Source organism: Arthrobacter sp. HMWF013 (assembly GCF_003061105.1).
In the GTDB taxonomy this organism is placed as follows: domain Bacteria; phylum Actinomycetota; class Actinomycetes; order Actinomycetales; family Micrococcaceae; genus Arthrobacter.
In genome coordinates this window covers 1-1,235 of the sequence record NZ_QAIQ01000660.1, presented here as the reverse complement: position 1 = coordinate 1,235, position 1,235 = coordinate 1, and the positions used below count along the sequence as shown (strand labels likewise).

The window sequence follows — 1,235 nt, the reverse complement described above, 5'->3', positions numbered from 1 at the left end:
CACGTCATCTTCAGAGTCACGGTGCGGCGGGATCAGGCTCAGCCGGGACATCATTGACGGCCGGCCTTCCCGCTTGCGGGTCAGCGGATCCACAGGGGCGGCAGTGCCCGGATCGTCGGAGTCTGCGGGGGCAGCTTCCTGATCCTCCTGCGCGCCATTGTCCCTTGAGGCGTTGTCCCGTGAGCCGGTTTCCAGCTCCGCAACCTCCGACGGGCGCGGATGCGCGGCAGGCACCCCGTGGGTCAGGAGCAGGGCCAGGGCGTCGTCCGCGTCCTCGTCCACGCCCAGTCGCTGGCCGCGGCGTGAGCGGAGCATGTCCAGGAGCCCGTCCGATTCCTTGGCCGGGGGGACGGCCTGCGGGCCGGTTGAGTTGCGGGCGGCCGCCTCTGCGTCAGTTTCAAAGTCAAAAGGCCGGTCAGAGACGGCAGTCAGCCGGCGGGCCGGGACAGGACCGTCCATGGGCTCCAGTTCGCTGAGCTGCTGCGCCCAGCGGTTGGCGTTCTGCAGCGATCTGCGGGCCGGGCTGAAGGTCCACAGCGCGGGCGGCTCCTCGCCGATCCCGGCGGTGCGGCCCTGGTTGGCTTCAAAGCGGGCAGCCACGGTCCAGTTGCCGTCCTGGCGCCGCCATGAATCCCACTCCACGGTGGACGGTTCAACACCGTACGCCGAGAGCCGGTGGTAAACCATTTCCTGAAGGGACGCCGGATTGTCACCAAAGACGGAACGGTAGGTGTCATGGCCAGGGGAGGGGGCGGCAACTTCGATCTTCCGGGCCTGTTGGGCCACGTACTCCCGCTCGGCAAGCACCGGTCCCTCGTAGCGTTCCACTTTGGCGAGCGGCAGACCGGAAAGATCCGCCACCTCCGCTGCGGTGGCGCCGCTGCGGATCCGCGCCTGGATGTCCCGGGGGGACATCGCAATGGGCGCGGCCTTGGCCGCTGGTTTCGCCGAAGACCGGCTGGCCGACCGCAGTGCTTCATCGATCGGCAGCTGGAACATCTCGCCGCCGGCGCCGCTCAACAGGAGATGCTCCCCGTCGTCGTGTACGCCTACAAGCCGTAGATCCTGCATACAAATCCTCCACCCTGGCATTACTATCAATCGAAACTCTGCCACCGACGGCGGCTCTTTTGCCTTAGGAGCGAGGGCGCGCCGTGATATTCCGGGACTTTCCCGCGTTATGGCGGCCGCGCCTGTTGGTTTCCGCCGCAGCGGCGGCAACCCCGTCCCCACCA

General features: G+C 67.7%; 1 protein-coding gene. It reads right to left on the bottom strand.

Going from position 1 to position 1,235, the window contains the following annotated elements:
* Positions 1-1,071 (bottom strand): septation protein SepH (gene sepH / locus DBR22_RS21600; RefSeq protein WP_258229371.1); only part of this gene is annotated, 1,071 nt, incomplete at its 3' end.
* Positions 1,072-1,235 lie beyond the last annotated feature (164 nt).